The organism is uncultured Methanobrevibacter sp. (genome assembly GCF_902764455.1).
GTDB lineage: Archaea > Methanobacteriota > Methanobacteria > Methanobacteriales > Methanobacteriaceae > Methanocatella.
The window spans coordinates 1-21908 of record NZ_CACWVY010000012.1 but is presented as its reverse complement, the minus strand read 5'-3'; the positions used below and the strand labels follow the sequence as shown (position 1 = coordinate 21908).

The 21908-nt window shown below is 33.3% G+C and carries 27 protein-coding genes and 1 pseudogene; 24 read left to right on the top strand and 4 right to left on the bottom strand.

Going from position 1 to position 21908, the window contains the following annotated elements; genetic code table 11:
- The first annotated feature begins 31 nt into the window (after positions 1–31).
- Together QZU75_RS04340 and QZU75_RS04335 are read left to right on the top strand one after the other, a co-directional pair.
- Complete coding sequence (locus QZU75_RS04340) at positions 32–1126, top strand: GTP-binding protein (RefSeq protein WP_296881784.1); 1095 nt, start codon at positions 32–34, stop codon at positions 1124–1126.
- Positions 1127–1147: 21 nt separating this feature from the next.
- Complete coding sequence (locus QZU75_RS04335; RefSeq protein ID WP_296881782.1) at positions 1148–1687, top strand: adenylate kinase family protein; 540 nt, start codon at positions 1148–1150, stop codon at positions 1685–1687.
- Between the two features lie 153 nt (positions 1688–1840).
- On the opposite strand, the gene QZU75_RS04330 is transcribed toward QZU75_RS04335, so the two are convergent.
- Positions 1841–3586 carry a CAP domain-containing protein gene (locus tag QZU75_RS04330; RefSeq protein ID WP_296881781.1) on the bottom strand — a complete coding sequence of 582 codons (1746 nt, stop codon included), beginning with the start codon at positions 3584–3586 and terminating at the stop codon, positions 1841–1843.
- Between the two features lie 291 nt (positions 3587–3877).
- Between QZU75_RS04330 and QZU75_RS04325 the strand changes: the two genes are divergently transcribed.
- The 13 genes from QZU75_RS04325 (at position 3878) to QZU75_RS04265 (ending at position 13021) form a co-directional block, all read left to right on the top strand.
- A complete protein-coding gene (locus QZU75_RS04325) occupies positions 3878–4243 on the top strand; it encodes a ribonuclease P protein component 4 (RefSeq protein WP_296881780.1) in 366 nt (121 codons plus the stop codon).
- A complete protein-coding gene (locus tag QZU75_RS04320) occupies positions 4212–4469 on the top strand; it encodes a YhbY family RNA-binding protein (RefSeq protein ID WP_296881778.1) in 258 nt (85 codons plus the stop codon). Before QZU75_RS04325 ends, QZU75_RS04320 begins: the two co-directional genes overlap by 32 nt.
- Positions 4470–4565: 96 nt before the next feature.
- Complete coding sequence (locus tag QZU75_RS04315; RefSeq protein WP_296881777.1) at positions 4566–5003, top strand: 30S ribosomal protein S19e; 438 nt, start codon at positions 4566–4568, stop codon at positions 5001–5003.
- 21 nt (positions 5004–5024) lie between these two features.
- The gene (locus tag QZU75_RS04310) at positions 5025–5381 is read left to right on the top strand and encodes a DNA-binding protein (RefSeq protein ID WP_296881775.1); all 357 of its coding nucleotides are present in this window, start codon (positions 5025–5027) and stop codon (positions 5379–5381) included.
- 5 nt (positions 5382–5386) lie between these two features.
- Entirely contained in the window at positions 5387–5971 is a 585-nt protein-coding gene (locus QZU75_RS04305; protein ID WP_296881773.1) for a hypothetical protein, read from the top strand.
- Positions 5972–5991: 20 nt separating this feature from the next.
- On the top strand, positions 5992–6147 hold the full coding sequence (locus tag QZU75_RS04300) for a 50S ribosomal protein L39e (protein ID WP_004032463.1): 156 nt from the start codon (positions 5992–5994) through the stop codon (positions 6145–6147).
- Between the two features lie 11 nt (positions 6148–6158).
- Entirely contained in the window at positions 6159–6404 is a 246-nt protein-coding gene (locus QZU75_RS04295; protein WP_296881772.1) for a 50S ribosomal protein L31e, read from the top strand.
- A 45-nt stretch (positions 6405–6449) separates the two neighbouring features.
- Positions 6450–7124, top strand: coding sequence for a translation initiation factor IF-6 (locus QZU75_RS04290; RefSeq protein WP_296881770.1), 675 nt, complete (start codon positions 6450–6452; stop codon positions 7122–7124).
- 24 nt (positions 7125–7148) lie between these two features.
- Entirely contained in the window at positions 7149–7373 is a 225-nt protein-coding gene (gene rpl18a, locus QZU75_RS04285) for a 50S ribosomal protein L18Ae (RefSeq protein ID WP_296881769.1), read from the top strand.
- A gap of 16 nt (positions 7374–7389) precedes the next feature.
- Positions 7390–7824, top strand: a complete 435-nt coding sequence (gene pfdA / locus QZU75_RS04280) for a prefoldin subunit alpha (protein ID WP_296881768.1) — start codon at positions 7390–7392, stop codon at positions 7822–7824.
- A 430-nt stretch (positions 7825–8254) separates the two neighbouring features.
- Positions 8255–9604: a signal recognition particle-docking protein FtsY gene (gene ftsY / locus QZU75_RS04275; RefSeq protein WP_394350231.1), complete on the top strand. Its 1350-nt coding sequence runs from the start codon at positions 8255–8257 to the stop codon at positions 9602–9604.
- 122 nt (positions 9605–9726) lie between these two features.
- On the top strand, positions 9727–11526 hold the full coding sequence (locus tag QZU75_RS04270; protein WP_296881765.1) for a putative glycoside hydrolase: 1800 nt from the start codon (positions 9727–9729) through the stop codon (positions 11524–11526).
- A 10-nt stretch (positions 11527–11536) separates the two neighbouring features.
- Positions 11537–13021 carry a putative glycoside hydrolase gene (locus tag QZU75_RS04265; protein WP_296881764.1) on the top strand — a complete coding sequence of 495 codons (1485 nt, stop codon included), beginning with the start codon at positions 11537–11539 and terminating at the stop codon, positions 13019–13021.
- 9 nt (positions 13022–13030) lie between these two features.
- Here the strand turns inward: QZU75_RS04265 and QZU75_RS04260 are convergent, their stop codons facing one another.
- Positions 13031–13408, bottom strand: coding sequence for a DUF4258 domain-containing protein (locus tag QZU75_RS04260; protein WP_296881763.1), 378 nt, complete (start codon positions 13406–13408; stop codon positions 13031–13033).
- Between the two features lie 51 nt (positions 13409–13459).
- On the opposite strand from QZU75_RS04260, the gene QZU75_RS04255 reads away from it, so the two are divergent.
- Positions 13460–14920 (top strand): sodium-dependent transporter, encoded by a 1461-nt coding sequence (locus QZU75_RS04255; protein WP_296881762.1) that lies wholly within the window; start codon positions 13460–13462, stop codon positions 14918–14920.
- A gap of 284 nt (positions 14921–15204) precedes the next feature.
- On the opposite strand, the gene QZU75_RS04250 is transcribed toward QZU75_RS04255, so the two are convergent.
- Positions 15205–15435, bottom strand: a complete 231-nt coding sequence (locus QZU75_RS04250; RefSeq protein WP_296881761.1) for a hypothetical protein — start codon at positions 15433–15435, stop codon at positions 15205–15207.
- Positions 15436–15552: 117 nt separating this feature from the next.
- On the opposite strand from QZU75_RS04250, the gene QZU75_RS04245 reads away from it, so the two are divergent.
- The 8 genes from QZU75_RS04245 (at position 15553) to QZU75_RS04210 (ending at position 21353) form a co-directional block, all read left to right on the top strand.
- The gene (locus QZU75_RS04245) at positions 15553–15975 is read left to right on the top strand and encodes a hypothetical protein (RefSeq protein WP_296881760.1); all 423 of its coding nucleotides are present in this window, start codon (positions 15553–15555) and stop codon (positions 15973–15975) included.
- A gap of 202 nt (positions 15976–16177) precedes the next feature.
- A complete protein-coding gene (locus QZU75_RS04240; protein WP_296881759.1) occupies positions 16178–17080 on the top strand; it encodes a hypothetical protein in 903 nt (300 codons plus the stop codon).
- A 120-nt stretch (positions 17081–17200) separates the two neighbouring features.
- Positions 17201–17392 (top strand): hypothetical protein, encoded by a 192-nt coding sequence (locus QZU75_RS04235; RefSeq protein WP_296881757.1) that lies wholly within the window; start codon positions 17201–17203, stop codon positions 17390–17392.
- Positions 17393–17511: 119 nt separating this feature from the next.
- Positions 17512–17751, top strand: coding sequence for a hypothetical protein (locus QZU75_RS04230; protein ID WP_296881755.1), 240 nt, complete (start codon positions 17512–17514; stop codon positions 17749–17751).
- A 274-nt stretch (positions 17752–18025) separates the two neighbouring features.
- On the top strand, positions 18026–18478 hold the full coding sequence (locus QZU75_RS04225) for a hypothetical protein (protein ID WP_296881753.1): 453 nt from the start codon (positions 18026–18028) through the stop codon (positions 18476–18478).
- Positions 18479–19156: 678 nt separating this feature from the next.
- Positions 19157–19594, top strand: a complete 438-nt coding sequence (locus QZU75_RS04220) for a hypothetical protein (protein ID WP_296881751.1) — start codon at positions 19157–19159, stop codon at positions 19592–19594.
- A 206-nt stretch (positions 19595–19800) separates the two neighbouring features.
- Positions 19801–20259 carry a hypothetical protein gene (locus QZU75_RS04215; RefSeq protein ID WP_296881749.1) on the top strand — a complete coding sequence of 153 codons (459 nt, stop codon included), beginning with the start codon at positions 19801–19803 and terminating at the stop codon, positions 20257–20259.
- A gap of 401 nt (positions 20260–20660) precedes the next feature.
- Positions 20661–21353, top strand: coding sequence for a hypothetical protein (locus QZU75_RS04210; RefSeq protein ID WP_296881746.1), 693 nt, complete (start codon positions 20661–20663; stop codon positions 21351–21353).
- 215 nt (positions 21354–21568) lie between these two features.
- Here the strand turns inward: QZU75_RS04210 and QZU75_RS04205 are convergent.
- Positions 21569–21908 (bottom strand): annotated as a pseudogene (locus tag QZU75_RS04205) (ATPase); the annotation flags it as partial.

Genomic DNA, 21908 nt, shown 5'->3' with positions numbered 1-21908 from the left:
TTTTTTTATTTTAATATTTTGGTGATTTAAATTGGGTATCGAGGAGAAAATAAAAGATATTGAAGAAGAAATTCAAAAAACACCCTACAATAAAGCGACTTCACATCATATTGGTAAGCTTAAAGCTAAATTATCCAAGCTGAAAGAGGAGTCCTTGCAGAGAAGCAGCGGCGGGTCCAAAGGACAGGGATTTCACGTTAAAAAATCAGGTGATGCTACTGTTGTGCTTGTAGGATTTCCGTCTGTAGGTAAATCAACTCTTTTAAATGAAATTACCAATGCTGAAAGTAAAGTCGGAGCATATCAGTTCACTACTCTGGATATTGTTCCTGGTGTAATGGAGCATAAGAATGCAAAAATTCAGGTTTTTGATATTCCTGGAATCATTACAGGAGCAAGCAGCGGTAAAGGTAGGGGTAAAGAAATTTTGTCTGTTGCAAGAACAGCTGATCTGATTTTAGTCGTCCTGGATACTTTAAATCCACAACATATTAAGGTTATTGAAAAAGAATTAAGAGCTATTGGAATAAGGCCGAATGAACAGCCACCTGATGTGACTGTCAAAAGGAAAAAATTAGGTGGAGTAAAAGTTTCATCAACCTGTAAGTTAACTCATCTTGATGAGAAAACTATCAGATCTATCCTAAATGAGTATGGATATATAAATGCAGATGTTCTTTTTAGAGATGATGTGACAATGGACCAATTTATTGACGTACTCGATAGAAATAAATCATATGTTCCGATGTTAGTTCTATTAAATAAGGTGGATCTTGTAGATGACGCATACATAGAGGAGTTAAAAAAATACATTCCAGAATTCATTCCAATTTCTGCCGATAAAAAAACAAATATTGATGAGCTGAAAGATTTGATATTTGACAACTTGGATTTGGTTCGTGTATATCTAAAACCCCAAGGTAGAAAAGCGGACATGGAAGATCCGTTGGTTATTAAAAAAGGTTCTACCGTTATTGACGCATGCAGAAAACTGCACAGAGAATTCGTAAAGAATTTCCGTCATGCTAAAATCTGGGGAACTTCAGTTAAATTCCCAGGACAAAAGGTAGGTCCCGACCACGTATTGGATGATGAGGATGTACTTAGAATTATTCTAAAAAAATAATTCTTCTTTTTTTTTGATATTATGTGTAAAAGTATTTTTATAACAGGCACTCCATGTACAGGTAAAACAACTATCAGTGAAGTGCTTTCAAATGATTTAAACTGTAAACTGATTAAAATTAATGATTTAGCTATTGAAAATGATTTTGTTTTAGGAATCGATGATGAAAAAGGATACAAAGTCATTGATATTCCCGCATTAAACGAAAAAGTATCTGAAATTATCTCTGATAGTGACGGGCTGACTATTTTTGAAGGGCATTTGTCTCATTTATGTCAGGGCGCTGATAAGGTGATTGTTTTAAGGGTAAGGCCTGAAATTTTAGAAAAACGCCTTGAAGCCCGTGATTATTCACAGTCAAAGATACATGAAAACCTTGAAGCCGAAGCTCTTGGAGTCTGTTCAGCTGAAGCATATGAGTTATACTGCGATGATATTTATGAACTTGATATAAGTGATTTAAGTATTGAAGATGCAGCAGACCTTGTAAAAGACGTCATTGAAAATGGCGGCAGCTATCCTGTCGGTGATGTTGATTTTACTGACTGGTTGATTAATTAGATTAATAAAATTATTACGTTTTTTATTTTAAAAAATCATTCAAATCTCATAAAAATATATTTGTATTATTGTTTTTCTTTAAAATAATAAATAAAGAAATATTATCAAATTAGTAATATAATAAAAAAAGTGGAGATGAAAGAGTTTAATCTTTCATATTGTTCCGAAAGCTTGTGCCCAGACGGTTATACCGTTCATTTTGTATGCAGCAATTCCTACACAGTTGAAGTCCGGTTTAAGCATGTTGCGTCTGTGGCCTTGGCGCTCGTATGGTTCATTGGTTTCTTTCCATGATTCCATTACTTGCTTTGCAGTGGTTTGACCTAGTGCAAGATTTTCTCCATAGTCTTTTAATTTAGGGTATATTGTAAAGCAATCGCTGCCGTCTGGACGGTCATGGCTTAGTTTGTCTGTTTTGTTCCATACTTCATATGCTTCTTCTGCTCTTCTCTGTGCAACTTTTTCCAATTCCTCATCAGTTGTTAAAGGTTTGAGGGTATTTGAAGGGTTGGTGTTGAAGAAGGTTGTGTTCTGGTTGTTTTTATCCAATTGCCATACGCCTTTTTGGGTTCTGAATTCGTTTAATAAGGTATAAACCTCACTAACATCAAGCTGGCCGTCAATGTCTGCTGTTATAATAGGAACGGTTATATAATATTTTCCTGTATCTGGAATCACTTTTCCTCTTGTAATTTTAAGTTTTGACTTGACATTTTTGGCAGTTATTTTGTATCCGATAGTCTTGTAGTCTTTGCTTCCTTTATATTTTATTGTACCTGTATATGTTCCTTTTTTGGTCAATCCGGTTATCTTGAATGTTGCCTGACCTTTGGAATTTGTTTTTGCGGTAAATGTCTTTTTGTATTTCTTGCCGGAGGAAAGTGTGAGGTAAACATTAACCTTTTTCAATGCTTTTTTGTTTGCTTTTAATGTAACGGTATACTTTTTGGTTTTTTGTGACAATTTAAATGTTTTTGTTTTAGGAACACTTAATGAAGTGGTTGTTTTATTGATTGGCACTTTTTTGGTATTCTCATATAATGTGTATGTGCCGTCTTCGCTTGTGGAATTGTATTCATCGTCTCCGGAATAAACTATCTTCCATGTGTGTTTTCCAGCTTTCAAGTTGTATTCCTCTGCATTTGTAAAGAAATAATGGGTTTTTGCGGTAATATTTTTGGTAGATTTCAGCCTGCCGTCAATGTAGAGATATAATGTTCCGGCAACTTCTTTTGGAAACTTGACATTGAAGTAATCGGTTTTTGTATTTTTGATTGAAAGGTTTTTGTTTTCATCAATTGCATAGATTACTCCACTTTCATCCTGTGTAACCACATAAACGTTCATTTTTGAATCTTTTTTAACGAAGGTTTCGCTTGCAGGGTTTAGGACAAATGTACCATTTAGGGATGTTGATGCATAGTAGTCATCTCCGGAATATGCAAGATTCCATGTGTGGCTTCCTTCAGTTAATCCGTAGCTTCTTGTGTTTATGAAAAGATAATGGGTTTTAGCGGTTATTTCTTTTTCATTCACTATTTTGCCGTCAATGGAAAGTGACAGGGTTCCGGTGACCAGGTTTGGAAATTTCACTCTTAAATAATCGCTGTCATGGTCATTCACATAGAAGTCTGTTTCGGGATTGACTGTGTAAATTGTACCGTTATCATACTGGTCTACAAAATCAGCCTTCATGTTTGAATCATTTAGGGACAGCACCTCCTCGTTGGCATCTGTCTTTAAAATTTCGTCTGTCTTGATTTCTTTATCTGACAATTCAATTGCTGAATCGTCAGCGCTTAGTGTATCATCCGTAATGTTGTCTGATGCACTAACTGCACTTATTGTAAAAATAGTCAGTAAAACTAAACTGACTAAGAGGAGTTTTTTAAATCTCATGTTTAATGTTTCTTTAAAAATGTAATTATAAATCAATATTATTCATTTAATAATAATAGGGCGATTCCAATCGTTATTGAAGCCAATTACAAAATATTTTTTTATTTTGTCAGGAATATTTTCACGGAATTTTCAAATTTTCCATAACCTTTATAAATAGTAATAAACATATTTATTCTTAATATTCATATTAACCTAAGGTTATTCTAACTATGGTTTTTGTTTTAATTTGCGCAAATCATTTTAATTCAATTTTGAATATTATATCCTACATTTTAAAGGAGGATATTTTTGAGTAGAGGAAAACGACCAAAGTGGATGATTAATATAGCGATTGAAAGAATGAATATTCTTTTTGAGCGTGCTGAGATGGAATTCATCACCCATCCAGAGAGATCCGATCGCTACGTTGAACTTGCTTTGAAATTATCCACAAAATACAATATCAAAGTGCCTGAGAAATGGTCCAGAAGGTATTGTAGGAAATGCAAGTGTTTCCTTTATCCTGGCCATAACTGCACCGTCCGGCTGGTTGACTCACAGGTCAACATTTTTTGTGGTGAGTGTGGTCATGTAATGAAAATTCCTTATCACAAGGAGAAAAAATTAAAGAGGAGAGCTAAATATGAGTCACGAAAAGAAAGAACTGATGAATAGAGCTCTTAATGCGATGACAATCAACATTGGTAAAAGCGGTGTTAATGATAATGTTATTGAAGAGATTAAACGCCAGCTTAAAGCTAATGAAATTGTTAAACTTAAATTTGCAAAGAATATCGCTAGAAATAAAGATGATTACATAGATGAAATAGTCTCTAAAACAAGAGCACGTCTCGTTGATGTTAGAGGCCACGTTGCGGTAATCTATAAGAAAAAGCCTTAAACATTTTAAATTTAGAGTTACAGGCCCTATTTTTTAGGTCTTAAATTTACAGTGGATTAAGCTACAATTATTTAATAAAAATATTGGAGAATTAATATGACTACTGTATTTGATGTACCTGCAGATTTATTAATTAAAAAAGTCGCAGAAGAATTTAAAAATAACGAAAAAATCAATTCCCCTGCATGGTCCAATTTTGTTAAAACCGGTGTTCACAAAGAAAGAAAACCTGAAGACAAAGATTGGTGGTATACCAGAACTGCTTCTATCATCAGAAGAGTTTACATGGATGGTCCTGTAGGAGTTATGAGTTTAAGAACTTTTTACGGTGGTAAAAAAGACCGTGGTGTACGTCCTGAAGTGTTCAGAAAAGGAAGCGGATCCATTATCAGAACCGCACTTCACCAGTTAGAAGACGCAGGATATGTAGAAAAAGTTGAAGGTGGAAGAGTTGTCTCCCCAGCAGGAAGATCATTCTTAGATAAAATTTCTGCTGAAATCATTAAAGATATTCCTGAACTTGAAAAATATTAATTATAATTCGGAGAGTTTGATATGAGCGATTTAGATGAAATTCGTCAAAAAAGAATGGCTGAATTACAAGCTCAACAAGCTGCTATGCAAAATCAGGCACAGCAACAGGCTGCTGCTCAAGCTCAACAGCAAGAAGCACAGGCACAATTTGAAGCTCAGAAAAAACAAATCTTAGCACAAATTTTGACTCCTGAAGCTCGTAATAGGCTAGGAAATCTTAGATTAACCAAACCTGAAATGGTAAATCAGATTGAACTTCAATTGATTCAATCCGCTCAGGCAGGAAGTTTAAGAGGAAAAGTTACTGACGAGCAGTTGAAAGTTTTATTACGCAACATTGCGGGTCAGAAAAGAGAAATTAAAATTACAAGGAAATAATATCAATGAAAGCAGCTGTTTTATATAGTGGAGGTAAAGATTCGTCTTTTATGGCTGTCATGCTTAAAAGACTGGGTCTTGATGTTGAATTGTGCACTGCCAATTTCGGCGTTTATGATTCATATATTCCTGCCAGTAAATCAGCAAAATCACTTGGATTCAACCATAGGGTTCTTGATATGGACACTGACATTCTTGATAAGACTTGTGATATGATACTTGAAGACGGTTTTCCAAATGACGGAATCAAGTATATTCATGAGAATGTCGTTGAGATGGTTGCAGAAAAATATGATATTATTGCCGACGGGACAAGACGTGATGACAGAACTCCAAAACTGACAGTCAATCAGATAAGAAGTCTTGAAGACAGAAAAGATGTTCAATACATTAATCTCGACAGTTTCGGTCACAAATCTGTGAAACTTATTACCTCAAATCTCTTTGAGATTTCACATGAAAAGTCAAACAAGGACAACAGTTCAGACTATGAGGTTGAAATCAGGACATTGATTGATGAGAAAGGAGGAAATTCACTGGATATATTCCCTGAACATTATCAAACTCGTGTTATTGGATACAAAAAATAATTATTATTACAGGTGAGAAAATGAGTAGAAATAAACCATTAGCTAAAAAATTAAGAATGGCAAAAGCAAATAAACAAAACAGGAGAATTCCAATCTGGGCTTATGCTAAAACTAACCGTAAACTTAGATACAGACCAAAACCTAGACATTGGAGAAGAAACAGTCTTAAATTATAAGAGGGGTTAAAATGGAAAGAGTTTACACAATTCCACTTAGAAATGTAAAAAATGTCAAAAGGACTATCAGAGCTCCTAGAGCTATTAGAGAAGTTAAAAACTTCTTGACCAAACACATGAAAGCTGAAGAAGTTAAAATTGATGAATCTATCAATCATGCTATTTGGGAAAGAGGTATTCAAAAAATACCTTCTAAAATCACTGTTAAAGCAGTTAAAGATGATGATGGTGTAGTGAAAGCTACTTTAGCAGAATAGCTATAAGTACCTTCGCCATATATTTGATCAATGTGAGGTAACAATATGTTGAAAAGAGTTGATATTGTAGGAAATCCGAATATAGGAGTTTTTATTCTTGCAACTGATGATGTAGCTATTGTTCCTTATAATCTCATAGATGAAAAAGCTGAAATTATTAAGGAAACATTGGAAGTTGATATTGTAAAATCTTCTGTTTCAGGCAGTAATCTTATCGGATCTTTAGCTGTAGCTAATTCAAACGGTATCGTTGTTTCCCCACACGTTCTTGACAGAGAAGTTAAACAGTTTGAAGATTTGGGATTGAAAGTTGCTACCATTCCGGGTCATTACACTGCTGTTGGAAATATCATTGCGGCAAATGACTCAGGTGCAATTGTAAGTCCGTTTTTAACAGAAGAGGCACAGAATATTATCGCCGATACATTGGACGTTGATGTAGAGGCACGTTCCATTGCAGGAACTGATATCATTGGTTCTTTAATCAAAGTTACAAACAAAGGATTTTTAATAACCAAAAATGCCACTTCCTCAGAAGTTAACTTCGCTCATAAAGTATTTGGTGTTGAAGGAGATATTGGTACTGTTGGTAAAGGTATTTCTTTAGTAGGAGCCTGTTCCATTGCAAATGTCAATGGAGCAATTGTAGCTAAAGACAGTACTGGTCCTGAAATGGCTAGAGTTGAAGAAGCATTAGGCTTTTTGGATGATAATTTTTAATTAATATATCATGAGGGATTTTATATGATAACAAAAATTTACAGAGTTAAAGGTACTTTTGTAATGGGTGATGAATACCATGAATTCACTAAAGAATACAAAGCTACTTGTGAAGCTGACATAGAACAAAAAATCTATGACCGTTTCGGCAGTAAACATGGTATTAACAGGAACCAGATTTCTATCAAATCCATTGAAGAAATTGCTCCTGAAGATGTCGAAGACCCTATTGTAAAAGAAATTTTATAGGCACGTTGGTGTAACTATGGAAGATCAGCAAAGATTAAACAGTCTTCTTAATGAAATTAACGCATACAGACAACAAGCTGAATTAATTCAACAACAGATTGACATGATTCAGACTTCCATTGCTGAAGTTGACGCATTATTTTCAACTTTAGAAGATATTGAAGGAAAAGAATCTGTTGAAGCTTTTGTTCCTGTAGGTGCTGGTTCTTTCATTAAAGGAGAAATTAAAAGTACTGACGAAATTATTGTAAGTATCGGTTCCGGCATCGCTATTAAAAAGGATGCTGAAGGAGCTCGTGAAATTCTCACAGGTCAGAAAGAAGATTTAAAAGACAGTTTGGATAAAATGCTTGCTAACTTACAGCAATGCACAGACATTGTCGGATCTCTTCAGGCTCAGGCTGAGCAAATTGCAGCTGCAGCTCAGGGCAACATGACCCAGATGGGATAGATATTTTACAATTTTTTCTTTTTTCTATTTTTTTTAAATTTATTATTGACAAATTATTTTTTTTGAAAAATATCCTTTTTTTAACTTCTTTTTTAAATACTATGAAAAATATAAATATAAATAATTAAATTTTTAACTAAACTGAAAAGGTGGGGTTATTTTGTTTGAATCATTAAAAAAGAAATTTTCACGTACAAGTGAAAAACTGGAAGAAGAACTCAAAGAAGAAGCAGAACAAGAGGATAACCTTCAGGAAGAAAAAGGTACCAGATTTTCATTTTTCTCATTCGGCAGGAAAAAAGAAGAAGAAACTCAAGAGGAAGTTAAAGAGGAAACTCCTGATGAAGAAGTTAAAGAAGAGAAAAAATCAGGATTCTGGAGTTTAGGCAAAAAATCCTCAGATGATGAAAAAGAATCTGAGGATGATGATGTGGAAGAAGCCGAAGTTGCTGCTGAAGAAGTTTTAGATGAGGAAGTTGAAGTTGCTGCTGAAGATGCTTTCGATGAGGAAGCTGAAATTGATGATGATGAGACTTCTGATGAGGTTACAGAAGAAGTTGAGGTTGCCGGTGAAGAAACTTCTGATGAAGAAGTTGAAGAAGTTAAAGAAGAGAAAAAATCCCGCTTCTGGAGTTTCGGCAGAAAATCTTCAGATGATGATGCTGAAGAGGACGTTGAGGATGATGTAGAAGAAGATGAAGAAGCAGAAGAGGTCAAAGAAGAGAAAAAATCTCACTTCTGGAGCAGGAACAAAGATAAAGATGATGATGTAGAAGAAAATGACTCTGAAGAAGTTGAAGAGGATGAAGAAGAGAAAAAATCTCACTTCTGGAGCAGAAATAAGAATAAGGACGATATTTCTGCTGACGGCGAAGCTTCTGGAGGAATATTCTCCTTTGTTCGTGAAAAAACCATTCAGGAAAAACACGTCGAAGACATTCTCTTTGAACTTGAAATGGAACTTCTCCAAGGGGATGTAGCTATGGAAGTAGCTACAGAAGTTGTAGACGGTGTTAAAAATAACCTTGTCGGTAAGAAAGTAAAAAGAAGCAATGACATTACAGAATTAACATACAATGCTTTAAAAGATACCGTTGCAGATATCATTGACATTCCGGGCAAATCAATGACAGAAATGATTGAAGAGAAAAAGGCCCAAGGCGAACCTCTTGTTGTAATGTTTGTCGGAATCAACGGAACCGGGAAAACAACCACAATCGGAAAATTGGCTAATTACTATCTTAAAAAAGGTTACACTCCTGTAATTGCAGCTTCCGATACATTCAGGGCAGGTGCTATTGAACAGGTAACTTATCACGCTGATAATGTTGGTGTAAAAATCATCAAGCACAAAAAAGGATCTGACCCTGCTGCGGTTGCATATGATGCTGTCGAGCATGCAAGAGCTCAAGGAAAAGAACTTGTGTTAATAGATACTGCAGGTAGAATGCAGACTAATACCAACCTTATGGATGAAATGAAAAAGATTAAGAGAGTTTCAAATCCTGATTTGGTGATATTCGTTGGTGATGCTTTAACCGGTAATGATGCAACAGAACAGGCTAAAAAGTTCAATGATGCTATTGACATTGACGGAGTAATTTTAACTAAAGCTGACGCTGACAGTAAGGGAGGAGCATCTTTATCCATTGGTTATGTCATCAAAAAGCCTATCATGTTTTTAGGTGTCGGCCAAGGATATGATGATATTAAAGAATATGATGCAGATTGGATGTTAAACCAATTATTCTCCGAAGATGAGGCATTGGAGGCAGAATAAGCAATAAAAAACTTTATAAGGTATTAAAAATTTATATTTATATTACAAATATTAGAGTGGAATATTTTTTATATTCAATTAGGGGTGATAAAATCAAATATAAATCGGTATTCTTCATTTGCATGATTATAGCTGTACTTTTATGTTTGGGTGCAGTCAGTGCAAATGATTTAAACCAGACGGATAATATTCAAGCTGCGGATGATGAGAATTCTCAAATTGTAAGTGCAGAAAATGATGCTGATAAGCTTCAATCAGAAAATTCAGACAATTTGCAGGCATCCGCCAAATCTACTACCAAAAAAATAACTGCAAATTCAAGAACTACAGTTACTGAGGTATTCACTTTAAATTCTACATATTGTATTCAGATTTTGGATGATAAAGGAAAAGGAATTTCCAAAAAGCCTGTTCAGATTACTTTCAATAAGAAAGTTACCAATCTGACAACAAACCGCAACGGATATATCTTTTATGAACTTGGTGATACCAAAGGAACATACAAATTGAGCTATCTTTTTAAGGTTGACGGATATACAAAAACATCCGGTTCTAAAATAATAACCATTGTTGGGGATACCGTCTCAAAAATCAAGGGTTCAAACTATATTGCATATAAAGGTGTAAAAAATCCTTATATGGTCACCTTAACTGTTGACGGAATACCTGTTCCAAATAAACAGGTAGTTTTTAATTTCAAGGGCAAAACCTATAAAAAGACCACCAATTCCAAAGGTCAGGCATTTTTAAATATCAACTGTGGCAAGGGAACATATGCAATAAAATACAAGTTTTATTCTATCAAGAATGCCCATTATGCAAGCGGCACATCCAAGATATCTGTCAGGCAGGGAATGCCTACAAACATCATAAAACAGACTGATAGAGTCTATATTCATAAGACTGCTGATGTATTTAAAATTAAACATGTGGATGCTCGAAATAATCCTATAGCTGGCAAAATAATTGTGTTCAAGCTTAACGGAAAAGTCTACAAAGTTAAAACAGACAAAAATGGTATGGCTTCAATCAATATTAAGTTAAATCAGGGAAAATATTCTCTTAAGGTAGCCGCATACTATGCTGCTAAAACCTATAAAAAATCTGTAAAGACATTTACCATAAAGGTAAAATCCAGCGGACCAGTCAACAACGGTTTCTGGCTCTTTGGTGCAGACATGTATAATGTTGACTTGAAAACTATGGCAAAATATGGAGTAAATCAGATATTCTTAAACTTCTATGCTGTTGAACTTCATGGAAAAAGTGCTGTGGCCAGCTTTGCAACACAGGCTAAGAAACTGGGAATCAAGGTTCATATATGGATGCAGGCCTTCTATTCAGGAGGAAACTGGATTTCTCCGGTAAATGATGACGGATCATACAAATACAGTTATTTCAACTCTGTTATTAAGGAAGCAAAAAGCTATGCTCAAATAGACGGCGTTGCAGGAATTCACTTTGACTACTTGAGATTCCCTGGAACTGCATATAAGCATTCCAACGGTGTTGAAGCTATCAATTACTTTACAAAGAAAGTCTGCAATGAGTTGCACGCTCTCAATCCAAAGCTTCTGGTTACTGCAGCGGTCATGCCGGAAGTGTCTTCAAATGTGTATTATTATGGTCAGGACATTCCTACATTAACCAAATACCTTGATGCTATTGTTCCTATGATATATAAGGGAAATTACGGTCAGACAACTTCATGGATTAAATCAGTGACCTCAACATTGGTATCCCAGTCAAATGGAGCACAGGTATGGACAGGTCTTCAGGGCTATAGATCTGACAGCAATGTCAATAAATTGCCTGCTTCCGAGCTTAAAAACGATGCTGTCAATGCAGGATATGGCGGAGCTGACGGTATAATAGTATTCAGATATTCATTATTCAATTTATTTGACTTTGATACTCTTTAAGGGTGATTAAATGAGAAAATTAGTAATTTTTTTAATATTGGCGTTAACGCTCGTATCCCTTTCAGCCGTTTCGGCCGCAGAAAACATAACAGATGTGGCTGAAGCGGATGGCGGCGATATTTTAGCGGAAGATAATTCTGTTGTTGATGATTTAAATGACAGTGAAATTTCAGCAAAACCTACGACAGGTTATGAATCATTTTCAACAGAGTTTACAGTGACATTAACATCAAACGGCACTGCTCTTGCATCAAAACCTGTTTCAATAAATATCAATAAAATTGACTATAAAAGGACCACAGATTCTAACGGACAAGCCAAAGTGAATGTAAAGCTTGCCAAAGGAACCTACAAAGCAACTTTCGCCTTTTTAGGAGATGAAATTTATTCTCCTTCAAACGGAACTTCCACAATTACTGTAAAGGATCCTGTTAAAACAGTCTTTAAGGTTGCTGATAAGGACATCAACTACAGACAGGGCTCAAAATCAGTCTTTATTGTCCGTCTTCTTACAAGTTCCGGGGCTGCAGTAAAAAACCAGCAGGTAACTATTGTGGCTAATGGAAAATCTCATAAAGCAGTTACTGACTCAAGAGGATATGCTCAGGCATTTTTAAGTTTAAAAAAAGGTACACGTAAGGTTTCATATTCATTCAAGGCAAACAGTCCTTATCTTTCTTCAAAGGGCTACACTTATATTAAGGTAAAGGCTTCCCTACCGAAAGGCAACGGATACTGGATGTGGGGATCTGACATGAAAAGTGTTAATTTAAAAACACTTAAATCAAAAGGAACCAAACATATTTTCCTTCACTCCTATGCTATAGATGTTTTCGGTAAAAAAACAGTAACATCATGGATCAGCAATGCAAATAAGTATGGAATGAAAGTTCATATTTGGATGCAGGTGTTCTATGACGGAAAATGGCATGTTCCTGTAGGTAAGGACGGCATTTATAAATACGGCTACATGAACAAGAAAATTGAACTGGCTAAAAGTTATGCGAAAATTAAGGGTGTTGCCGGAGTTCATCTGGATTATGTAAGATATGCCGGAACAGCTTACAATTATGATTATTCCGTAAAGGCCATCAACTACTTTGTCAAAAAGGTCTGTGTGGAAGTAAGAAAGGTTCAGCCGAACTGCATTATTTCAGCATCAGTAATGCCTGAACCGGGCGCACTTGAATACTATTACGGTCAGGATGTTCCTACAATGAGCAAATACCTTGATGTCATTATTCCGATGGCTTATAAAGGAAATTACGGTAAAACAACCTCATGGATTCAATACGTTACAAATGCCTTGGTATTTGATTCCAATGGTGCCCAGATATGGACAGGTCTTCAGACATATAAGTCTGAAAGCAATCCTAAACCTCTGTCATATTCTCAGCTTTTAAAAGATGCTCAGGCTGCTAAAAGCGGAGGAGCAAAAGGTGTTTTATTGTTCAGGATGGGACTTACAAAATTATTAGATTTCAATAAGGTTTAATCCTTATTGTTACCATTTTCTTTTTGATAAGGCTTTTAAACGCTTTTTTTCTATATTTTTCTTTTTTTCTGATTGGTACTGCTTATTCTGGCGATTAGTTGTTGTTTCGTTGTTTCTCATAACGGTAATAAGATCAATTGAGTTGCCGCTGCAGGCCATGAGTACTCTGATTTCCTTATAGTCCTTTGAAGGTGGTGCCTTAAATACTGCAGCATACTTTTCCCTTTCAACATGCTCCCAGCTGACGGGTTCTTCATTTAAAAGACAATCGACAATGTATTTCCTTGAAATTCCATTTTCGTCGAGTCGTTCAATAAAGTGCCTGTTTTCAAAACACCAGTTTATGTCTGATGTGTCTCCCATTAAAAATTTGTCAAAAACATTCATTACAATTAATATGTAAACTTTATTATATATCTTTTAATAAAAATATTTATTATGTCTAGACATTCACAATGGGATTCGTCATTATCATTTATTTTTGCTATGATTGGAGCCGCTGTCGGATTAGGTAACATTTGGCGTTTCAGCTATGTGCTTTATTCTAATGGTGGAGGAACTTTTTTTATTCCATATCTTATAGCAATAGCTATTATGGGAATTCCTTTTTTAATTTTGGAGTATGGTGTGGGATTTAGCTTCAAGGATTCTTTCTCGAATATAATGCGGAAAATCAATCCGAAATATGAGTTTGTTGCTTGGGCTTTAGTTCTTTTTGTGTTTATAGTAACTATTTATTATATGGTGATTTTAAGCTGGGATTTGATTTACCTTCTGGCCAGTTTTACCTTCAATTGGGGAACTGATACAGCAGCTTACTTTGTTCAAAATGTTGGTGGAAGTTCCAATCTGTCCAACGCAGGATTTTTGCTTATTCCAACAACAGTTGGCGTTTTGATTTTGTGGGTTATAATATGGTTCATAGCAAATAGAGATGTAGATAAGGGCATAGGTAAGGTTTCAAAAATCATGATTCCTGCTTTATTTATAATAATGGGAATTATCATCGTTTATGCGTTGACACTGCCTGGTGCAGGTTTAGGTATCAATACATTGCTTACTCCCGATTGGGGCAGACTTGCAGATGTAAATATATGGCTTGCCGCTTTTGCCCAGATTATTTTCTCACTGAGTATGGGTCAGGCTATTGCAATTACCTATGCAAGCTATCTGCCTGAAAACTCAAAACTGATTGATAATGTTTTGATTGTTGTTGCATCCAACTCTCTGTTTGAAATCTGTACTGCATTCGGAGTATTTTCAATTTTAGGTTACATGTCAGTGACGGCCGGAACTCCGATGACTCAGCTGGTAACTGAAGGTACCGGTTTGATTTTTGTTGTATTTCCAATGATTTTCAATATTATGGGTCCTATTGGTCGTATATTGGCACCATTGCTGTTCCTTGCTATTTTGTTTGCAGGGGTCACTTCAGCACTTGGATTTTTGGAGCCGATGTTGAATTCAACAGCCGAAAAACTTGACTGGTCACGTAAAAGGACCGCAACTGTTCTGGCGATTATTGGTTGTGCATTTTCACTTTTACTGACAACCGGAATCAGCAGTTATCTTGTCGGTATTGTCGATTCGTTTGTAAATGAGTTTGGAATATTGATTTTAATTGCTGTTCAATGTATAATATTTGCATGGGTATATGGTGTTGATCGCTTCTTGGATGTTTTAAACGAATCATCAACATTTACTGTCGGTAAAACATGGACTTTTATTATTAAATATTTATTGCCGATTGTTTTAATCATAATGTGGGTTTCTGGTATTATAAAACTCTTTTCAACTGCCAAATCATTTGAAATTATAATTGATTTGATTATTATTGCTTCAGTTATGGCCGTTGCATATTTCATGACAAGGATTAAACAACCGGAAGAAGATAGTTAACCTATCTTCAATTTTTTTCTTTTTAAGCGATTTTGTAACTGCGATATTTCGCATGCTTTTCTCTTGTATTAAATTTAATTTTCGATAAATAATTTTGCTAGTTTTATTTTTTAACTTCTGTATGGTTGGCGGTAAATATTATTATTTTAATGGATGTGTCAGATTCTGATTGTTAATCCCGTCAAGATATAGATTAATTTAAATATAATGGGTCATCGAACTGCTTTTGGCCTTCTGTGAATTTGTCAATGTCTTCAATCGGAGATATTCTGTCACTTTTGAATTTATCTGCCGTTAGCGGCATTGACTTCCAGATAGGTCAGATATATTGCATAGGCCCAAACAAGATATGATGCCCAGCTGAATAAAAAGGATACCCACATGCCCAGAATATTCAGCACAATTGCGATTGCAAAATAGGTCAGTCCTTTTTTCACATCCCCTGCATAAGCAATTCCAAGGCCTGTGAAGATTATAGATAGGACTATTGCAACTGCCATGTTTTTTTCTGCCATTTTTACGCCTCCCATTAAAGCTGTAAATGTTAATAATTGTTATGTAAATTATATTTTAAAAGATTTTCGAGACTCATTTAAAAAGTTTTTTTAAACATGAATTATATACTAATTAACATGAAATTCAAAATATTTATTGTAGGCCTTTTGCTTTTGGCTTCAATAGGTTTTGTATGTGCTGAAACCTATATGCCTCACGAAGGCCCGTTTGCATATAAGGAAGTTCAAAAATACTCATTGAACGGCTTTGATTTTGTAATGCCGACAAGTTATAATTTAACCTATCACGACAATACAGATATGCATTTTGAAGGCAATAATGAAACATTTAATGTAAATGTTGTTAAGGATGCAAATCAAAGCGGGAATGCCACAGCATTCAAGGGCGTGTCAGGTTCAAAAACAATGGTCGGATCTGTTGAAGGCGATTTGGTTGAAAAGAACGGCACTTATGAATTCAGCTTTCATCAGCAGGATTATACCGTAACTCTCACATCAAAAGACATGTCTTTGATGATTGGTGTTATGGGAAGAGACTGATTTTTACTTTAACTCCTGATTAGGGTTATTCTAATCTTTTACTTTTTTTTTTATTTTAACTGTTTTAGTGATGGTGCCGATTTTTAATTTTAACTGTAATTCAATATTGATTTATATTCGTTTATTTTTTTAATAAAGTGATATAAATATTGTATTTTAAAAAAGAATAAGTTTAAATAGGATTTAAATCTAATTAACTATTATGACTTCAAATATTCAGATTACGGATAAGAAATACGCTCAGTATAATGACTATTATTTCAAAAGTGTTCTTCAAAAACGTGCTAATGGTGTTTTGAAATTTGTAAAAATTCCATTTAAAATCACTAAAATGATGATGTCTGAATATACAGGTTTAGGTCCGAAAATTTCCCGTTTGGACTTTGTTGCAGAAGCAAAAAACGACGAAAAAATTATAAGTCTTATTTTGGAATGTCAAACCTTTCTTCCAACAGAAGATGACATCAAAAGATTTTTCCAATATGTGTCTTCAATACGTATTTTTAAGGATAATGATGTTGAATTATACATATTGTGTGCGGAAAAAACTGAATATACTAAAAAAGACTTTGTAATTAAAGAAGGCTGTGTATATACTATGCATATGATTTCCCTTAAGGAATTCAAAGCTAAGGATATATTTAAAAACATTGAAGATAAATTAAATAATAATGGTGAAATCACTGATGAGGATATTGCTTCATTGCAATTAATTGTTTATGCTGATTTCGATGAATCTAAACTTGATATTCTAAACAGGGCACGAAAGTTACTTGAAGAAATTTCTGAAAGGTTATTATTCGATATTAACGAAAAAATGGCAATAATATATTTGTTTGACATGTTAAGCGTTAATATGTTAACTGAAGACGAACATAATCAATATATGGAGAAGAATAATATGTTAATAAATCCAAGAGAAAGATACTTCAAAAATCAAGGTATTAAGGAAGGTCGTGAAGAAGGTATTAAGGAAGGTCGTGAGGAAGGTCGTGAAGATGCTAAACTTGAATTTGCTTTGAATCTTCTTAATAATGGGTATTCTATTGATGAGGCTGTTAAATTGACTGGTTTGACTGAAAAAGATATTTTAAATGCTAAATAGTTTTTAATTTTATATTTTTGTTTTAATTTTTTCAATCTGTAATTGTAATTAAGTGAATGGGTATGATAGCTAGTGTTTGGATTTCTGGATTAAAATTATCATTATCGGGGGAAGAATAGTATGTTAATAAATCCAAGAGAAAGATACTTCAAAAATCAAGGTATTAAGGAAGGTCGTGAGGAAGGTCGTGAAGAGGGTATTCGTGAGGGTAAACTTGAAATTGCTTTGAATCTTCTTAATAATGGGTATTCTATTGATGAGGCTGTTAAATTGACTGGTTTGTCTGAAAAGGATATTTTAAATGCTAAATAGTTTTTAATTTTATATCTTTAATTTTTTCAATCTGTTATTGTAATTTAAATGTTGTGGATGAGTATAATGACTAGTTTGAATTTCTCAATCAAAATTATCATTATCTGTGGAGGAATAATATGTTAATTGATCCGAATGAAAGATATTTCAAAAATCAAGGTATTAAGAGCGGTCGTGAAATAGGTTTTAAAGAAGGTTTTAAAGAAGGTTTTAAAGAAGGTTTTAAAGAAAGTTTTAAAGAGGGTATTCGTGATGGTAAACTTGAAATTGCTTTGAATCTTCTTAATAATGGGTATTCTATTGATGAGGCTGTTAAATTGACTGGTTTGTCTGAAAAGGATATTTTAAATGCAAAATAGTCTTTTGACTATTATTTAATTTTATATTTTTTGTTTAATTTCTATCATCTTTTTTTGTTCATATCACTTTAAATTTCATTTATTAATTTTTAATCAATTATTTTTATTAAAATAGCTTTTAAATTTCTTTTTTAATTATTTTATCATGCAAGCAAGCACTTACATTCGAAAATCTTTATATATGGTCTTTTTAATATAATTATTTGTGCAAAGAACACTCATTTCCTCAATTGCTCAAATCAAATTTCAAAATTAATATTAAAAGGTGATAATAATGAATCTCAAAAAAATTAATGTATTAGTAATTCTTGCAATAGTATGTGTAATTATTTCTGCAGGTGCAGTATGTGCGGCTGATAGTGGTAATTCAAATGCTGATGATATTTATACAGCTCATGATGGACATGACGGATTGATTATTCCTCCGGATTATGCTCATGATGAAATTCAGCATGCCGCCGGTGGTGATTCTTACTTAAATGAAAGTCAGAACAGCCACAATGCAACTGATCTTCTGCATGCCGCTGGCCACAATGAAACAAAAATGATTAATCAAACTGGTCATGCTGCTGGTGAAAATATTACAAACTCAACTGGTGCTGGTGTTTCTAACCAAACTGCCAATGCAACCTCCTCACACAAATTGCCTGTAGCCGGTAATCCAATTGTAGCATTATTAGCTGTTTCTGCAGTTCTTGGCGGTTATGCTATTATAAGAAGAAAATAATTAAATTATTTTTGCCATATTGCGTGCTGGCTTAACTGTCAGCACGCCCTTATTTCCTTTTTTTTTAAATTTCAATCAGGCGTATGTTTTAATCAATTTTTAGATTTTTTTTTGTTTTAAAAAATAGTTTTATTTTAATTTTAGATGGTTGAAGATCTTTTTCATATGGAGAATGACATCATTGACTTTTTTGTGCTTATGTCAGAGAATTTATTTCACGAGTGTAGAGTTTTTTTGGACCCTCCATTTCTTTTTTTTAAATCGTTCTAGTTTTGTAGGCATTGTTTTTTTACCTCCTTTTTATTTGTAATATGAAAAAAATGTATTTTTCCATGTTTAATATGTTTGATATATATTTAACTGATTTATAATCTTTTAATTATAAATTGGGGTTAATTTAATGGAGTTGAAACAATTTTGTCAACTGGAAACAATTTTTGAATCTTTAATCGTTTTTCCAACAAAAATTTCTGGAATTTAAATTATTAATCTTTAAATTAATTATTTTTTTAAAATTAGCTTTTAAATTTCTTTTTTCAATTTTTTAAGATGTAAGTAACCACTTACATTCGAAAAACTTTATATATGGTCGTATTCATATAATTATTTGTGCAAGGAAAACTCATCTCCTCAATTGCCCAAAACAAATTTCAAAATTAATATTCAAAGGCGGTATGAATGAATCTTAAAAAAATTAATGTAATCGTAATATTCGCAGTTTTCTGCGTAATCATTTCAGCATGTGCAGTTAATGCAATTGATCATGGTAATTTAAGCGCAGATAGTATTTGCGGAAATTATATTGGGCATGATGGATTGCTTCCTTCTGCTAATACTCACCATGCTGCCGGAGGGGATTCTTACTTAAATGAAAGTCAGAACGGCCACAACGGAACTGTTGCTCCAGTTGATGCAGCTCACGATGAGTCAAAAATGCTCAATCAAACCGGTCACGCTGCCGGTGAAAACGTGACAAACACAACAAATTCTAACCTTTCAAATTCAAACATCAATGCAAGTTTAACACATAAATTACATGCAACCGGTAATCCGATTGTAATATTACTTGGTGTATGTACTCTTTTAAGTGGTTATTGCATAATCAGAAAAAATTAAACTTATTTCTCCATATCGTGCCGGGGGACCGGCACCTCTTATTTTCCTGTTTTTTGTATAATTTTTTCTTAATTTTTTTTTGGAATGTCTTATTATATTGACATTCAAAAAGATTTATATATGTTGATTGTTTAATAGTATATTCACATAACCAGTTAATACGTCTTAACTGATTATTGTTGTATTCACAAATTATTGGTGATATAATGAATTTTTTAAAAATATTTTTATTAGTGGCAGTAATATGCTGTTTAGTATGTTCTGTGGGTGCAATAAGTGCTGAAGAAGTTGCCGCTGATCAAGGCGGAAGTTCTGATACTCTTCAGGCACAGGATACTAGCAGTTCTGATAATTCCAACGGTGCTATTGGTGATGCAGATACAAACGGTAATGGCAATGGCGATTCCGGTTCAACAGTTCCAACTGATCCAGAACCTGTTATATCCAATGACAATACTACAGGAAACGCTACTCCTGAGATAACAAACTCTACTCCTGCAAACAAAACAGGCAACACTACAGGAAATGCAACAAATCATACTGCCGGAAACAATACTCTCGGAAATGCCCTTCATAATTTGTTGGCAACTGGTAATCCAATCTTCATTGTATTGATTTTGATTGTTGTTGCTGGTGGTATTACAATATTTAGAAGAAATAAATAATTAAATATTTTTAGTGCTGGCTTTGCCGGCACTCCTTGACTTATTTTTTACATTAACGATTTCAGTTCTTTAACTTATTTTGGCTTTGATAATTCTCTGATGCATCATTTCAGTGGAGATATTCAAGATTAAGATTAAAAATACTTATTTTATTTAACTCCATTAACATTAAAACATTTCTTGTTATACAAGTTTTAAACATTAATGTTGGTAAAAATATAAAAACAATATATCATAAAACTATATTACACACAACATTAAACTAGGATATAATACTGGGGTGATAAAAAAACAGTTAAAACATATACTAATTAAAACTCCGATTAAATTTAAAAAAATATTTTAAATTATTTTATTTCAATAGCTTTTAAAAAATTAAAAATAACAAAAAGAGGAAAATCATGAAATTTAAAAAGATAATTTTGATAACTCTGCTATTATTGTCAGTTTTAACAATAAGTTCTGTCAGTGCATCGCAAAATAATGCAACTAATGAAGTTATAGCATTAGAAAATACAGAAAACATTGACAATTTAACTGCAGAACCAAGTAATGATGATATACTTGAACAACCTATTGCTAGTGAAGAGGACTGTAAATTAAAAGCATCAATAAACAATGATTCATCTGCTTTATCTGCAATATGCACTAATGAATCAACACGCTTATCTGCAGTATGCACTATTGAATCAAATATTTTATCAGCACCTACTACAGATTCTCCGGATAATATTGTTTTAAAATCATCTAAAAAAATATCTGCAGCGGTAAGTATTCCTTTTAAACTATCTAAACATTACCCAGTTAAAAAGACATTAAAAACAAAAGATACTCTATATAGTATATATACAAATACTAACGGACAGTACCCTCGTGGACTCACTGTGGAAGTAGTTCATGATGGAAAGAGCGGTAAACCGCTTCGTACTATTTTTAAAAAAGTGAAATTTTACTATAAAAACACAAAAACTGGAAAATATAAAACTAGGACAGTGACAAAAATAAAAAATGATAGGATATATACTTATGTTCATTCCCCGCTTATTAAGGGGTATAAGCCTATTAAAGCAATAATTTGGTATACTAGCAGATAATAATCAAATCAATAATGAGAATATATGGTTCAAAAACCAAAATATTCTCTTTTAAATTGTATAATTTTTCTTGCTATATATTTTTTGGATTAATTAATTTATCATTAAATAATCTGTTGAAATCATCAATTTGATTTTTTTTGTCTAAAATAATAATTGTTTTTTCATTTATTGATATTTTTTTATCGGGAAAAATTGTTGTATCAGTTACATTTTTAAATGTTTGTGTCTTTTATAAAGTCAATTATATTCATATGAAATATTCCGTTTTTTGAATAATCCCAATTATCGAGTGTTAATACATATTTATTGTAGTTATCATTAATTTTTTCTAAACTTCTAAACTCTCGATTTCGGGTAGTTTCATCCAATATACTTTCAGATACTTGTATGTATATTGTTTTGTTAGGTTTTTGACATACAAAATCTACTTCAAGTCCATCAATATTTCCAATAGTAATTTTGTAATTTCTTCTAAGAAGTTCTAAAAAAACAATATTTTCTAAAATTTTACCTCTTGATTTATTAAATCCTGTTTGGATTTCATAAAATCCT

Coding starts and splice junctions, on each gene's coding strand:
- QZU75_RS04270 (WP_296881765.1), top strand. CDS start 9,727: ATGATTATAGCTGTACTTTTATGTTTGGGTGCAGTCAGTGCAAATGAT.
- QZU75_RS04265 (WP_296881764.1), top strand. CDS start 11,537: ATGAGAAAATTAGTAATTTTTTTAATATTGGCGTTAACGCTCGTATCC.
- QZU75_RS04240 (WP_296881759.1), top strand. CDS start 16,178: ATGACTTCAAATATTCAGATTACGGATAAGAAATACGCTCAGTATAAT.
- QZU75_RS04210 (WP_296881746.1), top strand. CDS start 20,661: ATGAAATTTAAAAAGATAATTTTGATAACTCTGCTATTATTGTCAGTT.
- rpl18a (WP_296881769.1), top strand. CDS start 7,149: ATGATAACAAAAATTTACAGAGTTAAAGGTACTTTTGTAATGGGTGAT.
- QZU75_RS04295 (WP_296881772.1), top strand. CDS start 6,159: ATGGAAAGAGTTTACACAATTCCACTTAGAAATGTAAAAAATGTCAAA.
- QZU75_RS04220 (WP_296881751.1), top strand. CDS start 19,157: ATGAATCTTAAAAAAATTAATGTAATCGTAATATTCGCAGTTTTCTGC.
- QZU75_RS04315 (WP_296881777.1), top strand. CDS start 4,566: ATGACTACTGTATTTGATGTACCTGCAGATTTATTAATTAAAAAAGTC.
- QZU75_RS04215 (WP_296881749.1), top strand. CDS start 19,801: ATGAATTTTTTAAAAATATTTTTATTAGTGGCAGTAATATGCTGTTTA.
- QZU75_RS04235 (WP_296881757.1), top strand. CDS start 17,201: ATGTTAATAAATCCAAGAGAAAGATACTTCAAAAATCAAGGTATTAAG.
- QZU75_RS04255 (WP_296881762.1), top strand. CDS start 13,460: ATGTCTAGACATTCACAATGGGATTCGTCATTATCATTTATTTTTGCT.
- QZU75_RS04305 (WP_296881773.1), top strand. CDS start 5,387: ATGAAAGCAGCTGTTTTATATAGTGGAGGTAAAGATTCGTCTTTTATG.
- QZU75_RS04310 (WP_296881775.1), top strand. CDS start 5,025: ATGAGCGATTTAGATGAAATTCGTCAAAAAAGAATGGCTGAATTACAA.
- QZU75_RS04225 (WP_296881753.1), top strand. CDS start 18,026: ATGAATCTCAAAAAAATTAATGTATTAGTAATTCTTGCAATAGTATGT.
- QZU75_RS04290 (WP_296881770.1), top strand. CDS start 6,450: ATGTTGAAAAGAGTTGATATTGTAGGAAATCCGAATATAGGAGTTTTT.
- QZU75_RS04335 (WP_296881782.1), top strand. CDS start 1,148: ATGTGTAAAAGTATTTTTATAACAGGCACTCCATGTACAGGTAAAACA.
- QZU75_RS04300 (WP_004032463.1), top strand. CDS start 5,992: ATGAGTAGAAATAAACCATTAGCTAAAAAATTAAGAATGGCAAAAGCA.
- QZU75_RS04250 (WP_296881761.1), bottom strand. CDS start 15,435: ATGGCAGAAAAAAACATGGCAGTTGCAATAGTCCTATCTATAATCTTC.
- QZU75_RS04260 (WP_296881763.1), bottom strand. CDS start 13,408: ATGAATGTTTTTGACAAATTTTTAATGGGAGACACATCAGACATAAAC.
- QZU75_RS04230 (WP_296881755.1), top strand. CDS start 17,512: ATGTTAATTGATCCGAATGAAAGATATTTCAAAAATCAAGGTATTAAG.
- QZU75_RS04330 (WP_296881781.1), bottom strand. CDS start 3,586: ATGAGATTTAAAAAACTCCTCTTAGTCAGTTTAGTTTTACTGACTATT.
- pfdA (WP_296881768.1), top strand. CDS start 7,390: ATGGAAGATCAGCAAAGATTAAACAGTCTTCTTAATGAAATTAACGCA.
- QZU75_RS04245 (WP_296881760.1), top strand. CDS start 15,553: ATGAAATTCAAAATATTTATTGTAGGCCTTTTGCTTTTGGCTTCAATA.
- QZU75_RS04320 (WP_296881778.1), top strand. CDS start 4,212: ATGAGTCACGAAAAGAAAGAACTGATGAATAGAGCTCTTAATGCGATG.